Genomic DNA, 5,958 nt, shown 5'->3' on the forward strand with positions numbered 1-5,958 from the left:
ATGTAAGGAGTTATAAAATTGATTAAATTAGGTAATATACTAACTTTATCCTTACTACTACTATTTGTAATTTCAAATTTTGCAGCGGTTCCCCAACTAGACTTTGTAATTGGAGGTTTGACCCTCTTAGTTATTCTTGTTTGCCTTCCTTATTGTACAAAGCTAAATAAGATTATTGGCGGAGTAATGATCAGTATTAGTTTTTTTATTATCATTATTAATCAATACACCTTAACAGAGATGACAATAGCCATTTCTAAGAACTTGCCACTTATGAGTTTAATTGTTTTGGTACCTATACTATCAATCCCTATCATACTTGGGAACTACCAAAGAAACATAATGGATTTAGCTGTAAAGTTTGCTAAGAAGCCACAACAAATTTACTTTTTTATTTCTGCCTCATATTTCTTTTTAGCGCCAATCATTAATGTAGGTTCCATTTTCATTATTCATTCAATGGTAAAAGAACTGAAGCTTCCTACATCTCTTTTAGGCAAAGTATATATGAGAGGTTTTATACCCGCATGTATGTGGGCACCCTACTTTGCATCTGTTTTACTAATTGTAAATTATTACAACATTCAAATACATGAATACTTGCATTTTGGCCTTTTCCTAGGAATCTTACAATTAGTCATATCAAACCTACTTTTTTCGTTAAGGGAAAGTAAAACAGTAGGTTGGCACACCCAAAAAGGAAAAGAATTCATTAATCTTAGAAAACCATATGAACTATTAATTGTCATCACCCTGCTAACTGTCTCCATCGGTCTTTTGGAGTTCTTTAGCTCCTTAAATATTATCCTTATGGTGACTTTTACCGTTATCTTGTTTTCTGTTATCTGGTCAGCATATTTAAAAAAGCAGAAGGATTTTTTACGAGAATCAAAAAATTTTCTATTAAAAATCTTCCCTGATAGAGCAAATGAAATTGTGTTATTCTTAACAGCTGGCTTTTTTGGCTCTATTGCCTCAACTACTTCTGTTGGTAATAATCTAAATATTTTATGGGTGAGCATCGCAGATTACTCCATATTACTTATGATTTTCTTTACAATAGCATTTGTTTCACTATTCTCCTTCTTAGGCATACATCAAATCGTGATGATCAGCATAATCCTTGCAAGTGTTTCAAATGAGGCAATTGGAATCAATAATATCATTATGGCACTAACCCTACTCAGTTCTTGGGCTGTAGGCTCAACCATCTCAAGTGTCTCCCCACCAAATATTGTGATATCCAATTTATTGAGGGTTAGTATTTTTGACCTTGTTTTAAAGTGGAATCTATTATATGCAATTATTGTGGCTTGTGTACATTCATTGGTTATTTATTGGATTTATCTAATGTATTAAAGATGCATGAGGGTGAATGATGGTGACCAACCACCCTCTCAATATTTATGGTATTCGTAATATCCTCCCTACTAAAAAAAACAGCGCAATAGCCCTGTCTTCTCCACTAGTTGAAACCAAATAAGCGACAAAAACTGTTTGCATTACTAAACCGTGAATACGGAAAAAGTGGTTTAAGTTAAAAAAGTAGTACTTAACCCTGTTTTGGCCTCTTAAACTACATATGATGAGATAAGAATTACACTTTGACAGTGAGTTGAAAGGTTTATCAGCCAGATTTGGCGGTTTGTCAGCCAAATTAAGTAGTTTATCAGCCAATTCCAGGTGGTTGTCAGCCAAATTGACTGGTTTGTCAGCCAATTCACACGGGTGGCTTAATCGCTGAACTGGAACAGGTCACGACTATTATTGGGATTTCTTTGAGGTTGGTCGTTTCAAGATTAATAATTATCGCAGCAAACTAGGTGACAAGGGACCAAGGGATTACAGTTTTCACTACAAACATATTCAACCGATCTAGGAAGGCATGGAAACAAAACACCGGGACATTCCTTCATTTCCCTAGGGAAAAACGGAATCATCCCGGTGTTTTATGTAGATTAGGTACGTGGGGTTAAGGTCATTTAAAAACTGAAAGGGACAGCCACTTTCCATAGTACGGAATTAATAGAACCTACTCTATAATGAACTGCCCTATTAGATTTTATTTTTAATAATAACTTCAGTAACGGCTATATTATTTCGAAGTTTTGCATTATCAATGATAATATCTGCTACATCGTCTGGATCCATAAAGTTCTTAATTCTTTCTTCTGAAAAAATTCCATTCCAGAATGGTGATTTCATTCTGCCCATATAAGCACCGAACACCCGAATGCCAGTGTCATTTAGTTCCAGAGCAAGACTCTCAGTAAACCCTCGAACACCAAATTTGCTTGCACAATAAACTGATTCGTTAACTTTCCCTTCAACTCCGGCAGTCGACACAACATTTATAATAATGCCTTGATTACGCTCTTTCATACTTAGCAGGACTTCTTGTGTGCAAAATATTGTTCCCTTTAAATTAATATCAATCATGTCATGCACATGTTCTTCTGTTAAATTTTCTGCCAAATCAAATACACCGAGTCCAGCATTATTGATTAATAAATCAATAGACCCCACTTCTTCCTTAATGGACCACATCACCTTTTCTACCGCACTTTTGGACGTAACATCCAACTTGTAAATAGAATAGCTATTAGTTAATTGTTTAGCGGTTTCTTCAAGTTTTGAAGCTGTTCTTCCTAGCAAACATACATGACAGCCCATATCTGAATATCTTTTTGCAAGAGAAGCACCCAGTCCGCTACCAGCACCTGTAATAACAATAACTTTAAGATCCAAACCTTATTCACCCCTTCGATTAATTATTAAGCATAATAATTAATCTTCGACAAAGTTCAAAGCACCATCAAGCACCCTCTTGAACCCCTAGATAATCAATGGCTAGAGTAATGAAATATTTAATGGAGTCGAGGTATTTTTGAATTTCAACCCATTCATCAGGCTGATGGGCTTGTTTAGGTTCACCCGGCCCATAAATTAAAATAGGAACTTCGGGTAAGTGTGCCTTGTAAATAGATCCATCTGTATAATAGTTAACTCCGCCCGGCTTTAGACTTTCCTCGCTATTCAAGCTTTGAGCTGTTTGAATCCCTAAATCAACAAAAGGATCATCTGCAGAAGTATAGACACAGTCCATATCATTCAGTACCTCTATTCCAAACGTCACATTAATCTTTTCAGATACCTTTTGTGCCAGATGTTTGATATCATCAGTAATTTCTGGGTGCGATTGTCCTGGCACGGTTCGAATATCAATGGTGATAGAACATTCGTCTGGAACCACATTTGTCCCAACGCCCCCATTGATCATCCCAATATTCAATGTGGAGCCTCCTAATATTTCATGTTCATCATATTGGAGAATATAATTATTTAATTCATTCATAAATTGGTTCATTGCCAATATTGCATTAATCCCTTCCGAAGGCATGGAGCCATGGGCTGTTTTTCCAAACATTGAGATTTTCAACCACAATACACCTTTGTGTGCAATAACGGGTTGATTTGAAGTAGGTTCGCTAATAACAATCGCCGAAGCTTGATCAATTTGACCTTTTTTGACAACAGTTTTAGCACCTAGACAATCTACTTCTTCCCCGACAGTACCTACAAATTGAAGGATACCATTCAATTTAATTCCTGCTTTTTCGATACATTCCATTGCGATGATCATGGCGGCTACACCACTTTTCATATCTGATGAGCCCCGCCCATATATCCTTTCGCCTTCCTGTCTTCCTTCAAACACTGGATAGGTCCATTCTACATTCCCGACTGGGACGGTATCGAAATGTCCGCTGAATATTAGCCTTTTTGAATGGTCAGGTAAAATTTCTGCATTACTATATGAAACAATTAAATTTTCTCTATCATTTTCCACTAAATCTGACTGTACCAATAATCCTGTATTTTCAAGGCGTTGACTAATTTTGTCCGTAAGTGCCTTTTCCCCACCTGGAGGATTGATCGTATTGATCTGGATTAATGACTTTAAAAACTCGATAGCATCATCTTTATCAAGATATTGAAATACCTTTTGGATATCCATATAGCTACACTTCCCTCTCTAGAAAATGCGGCAAACCTTTTCTGGCACCAACCTCAGATACGGCACTTGACCCCATTTTAATCCCAGCCCGCAATATCTCCTCTTGCGACCAATTTCGAATGATTCCATATAGGGCACCTACAGCAAAGGCATCACCTGCACCGGTTGAATCAACTGGATTAACTTTTATTGATGGCAGGTAAAGTCGATTATAGCTGCTTCCTTCTGTGATAAAACTAGACAGTGCACCCTCTTTTCCTAATTTAACAAATATTTTGCCCACTCCTAAATCGTGGAGTGATTTTATAGAATGATCCATATCTTGATTCGGAAACAAATCATTCATTTCGGAGCGATTGACGAATAAAATATCTGTTTTTGACAACAATGGCTCCAAAAATGGTAAACCCTTCTTCGTCAATAAAGTACTTGGATCAAAAGAAATTCTCAGATCAGGACACTTTTCTTTCCATCTAAATAATGAGGGTGCCAGATTTATTACGGGACTGCTTATATGCAATAAACTAATACTTTCATAAAATTCCCTCGGGACCAGATCGACATCATAATCTGAGTTTGCACCTTGGAAAGTGTACATCGTTCTTAATCCTGTATTGTTTACCAGCACCATAACAGTCCCTGAGGTTTTTCCTTGTATTCTTTGAATATAGTCAAGTTTGACCTTTTCGAGGCTATTTAACAGAAAAGAAGTATACGATCCTTCACCGACTGCCCCTAAGAAATATACTTCTTCCCCTAAACGCGAAAGACCGACAGCAACATTTGCTGCCGATCCACCTGGGGCTATTTGTAATTCCTTGCCTTCCATTTCTTGATCGATTTCTGTAAATCCATCAATCAGTCCAATTAAGTCCGCATTAATAAATCCATGTACCGCAACTTTTACCATGTTAAAGACTCCCTATTCTATCGGAGTGAGTTTACTTGGTCCATAAACTGTTTTACTCTTTCAGTATCTACTCTTTCCCACCAGTTTCCGTTTTCCTTAAGGAAACTTCCAACAATCGCACCATCCGCAATAGATAGAATCTTCTTCGCATTGTCAGTGGTCATTCCACTTCCAATAATAACTGGTAAACTAGCAGACTCCTTAATACCAATAAGTTCATCTAGTGAGGTTTCATTCCCAGTTCGGTTTCCCGTAGCAATTAAAATATCAGCATCAAAGAATTCGTTATCCCGTGTTTGTTCTGCCAAGCTGCGGTCAGCAACGATGGAATGACTACCATGCTTTACATGAACATCGGCCATAACCTTTATATCATCACCGAAGAGATTTGACTTATATCTCATGGCTTTTGCTGAGGCCCCTTCAACGATTCCTTCGTTAGCCACGTAAGCATTAACCCATTGATTCGATCTAACCCATTTCGCATCACATGCTTTAGCGATCGCAATAGCTGGGACGACTGCATTAGCTAAGCAGTTTACACCAAGCGGCAGCTTAGATGCTTTACGAATTTCAACCCCTACTGCAGTCATGGCTGCAACCGTTTCAAAACTGAAATCCTCGGGCTTCGGAAAAGGGAGATCCCATGCATTTTCTATTTGTAATCCGTCTACTCCGCCCTCTTCCATACGGCGAACATCCTCAAGAGCAAACTCGATGATTTCATCCATACTTTCGCCTTTGTAATGGGGAGCCCCAGGCAGCGGTTTCAAATGAACCATACCTATAATTGGTTTTCGTACATTAAATAAATTTTCTAATACATGTTTCTTTTCTGGAAAAATACCACCACTCATTAATATCACCTACACACTCGCATTTTTTCTTGCTTTAATGGAATTAAGCCATACCGCTAATAAGATTACGACACCTTTAATCATTAATTGATTATAGGAAGAAACATTTAATAAATTTAATCCATTGTTCAGAATAGAAATAATCGCTACACCCATTAAGGTTCCCGATATTT

5 protein-coding genes and 1 pseudogene are annotated in these 5,958 nt (G+C 37.3%); 1 reads left to right on the top strand and 5 read right to left on the bottom strand.

All coding sequences use genetic code 11. The features are described from left to right. Window positions 1-18: 18 nt before the first annotated feature. Window positions 19-1,359: a hypothetical protein gene (locus tag V7149_RS16080; RefSeq protein WP_335346618.1), complete on the top strand. Its 1,341-nt coding sequence runs from the start codon at window positions 19-21 to the stop codon at window positions 1,357-1,359. A gap of 696 nt (window positions 1,360-2,055) precedes the next feature. Here the strand turns inward: V7149_RS16080 and V7149_RS16085 are convergent. The 5 genes and pseudogenes from V7149_RS16085 to V7149_RS16105 all read right to left on the bottom strand — a co-directional run. Then, window positions 2,056-2,748: an SDR family oxidoreductase gene (locus V7149_RS16085; RefSeq protein ID WP_335346619.1), complete on the bottom strand. Its 693-nt coding sequence runs from the start codon at window positions 2,746-2,748 to the stop codon at window positions 2,056-2,058. A gap of 67 nt (window positions 2,749-2,815) precedes the next feature. Next, window positions 2,816-4,018: a M20 family metallopeptidase gene (locus tag V7149_RS16090; protein ID WP_335346620.1), complete on the bottom strand. Its 1,203-nt coding sequence runs from the start codon at window positions 4,016-4,018 to the stop codon at window positions 2,816-2,818. A 4-nt stretch (window positions 4,019-4,022) separates the two neighbouring features. Beyond that, window positions 4,023-4,928 carry a carbohydrate kinase family protein gene (locus tag V7149_RS16095; protein ID WP_335346621.1) on the bottom strand — a complete coding sequence of 302 codons (906 nt, stop codon included), beginning with the start codon at window positions 4,926-4,928 and terminating at the stop codon, window positions 4,023-4,025. Window positions 4,929-4,945: 17 nt separating this feature from the next. Beyond that, entirely contained in the window at window positions 4,946-5,785 is an 840-nt protein-coding gene (locus V7149_RS16100; RefSeq protein ID WP_335346622.1) for a BtpA/SgcQ family protein, read from the bottom strand. A 9-nt stretch (window positions 5,786-5,794) separates the two neighbouring features. Beyond that, window positions 5,795-5,958: pseudogene (locus V7149_RS16105) on the bottom strand (ribose ABC transporter permease); the annotation flags it as partial.

Source organism: Bacillus sp. JJ1503 (genome assembly GCF_036965125.1).
Classification (GTDB): Bacteria; Bacillota; Bacilli; order Bacillales; family Cytobacillaceae; genus Cytobacillus.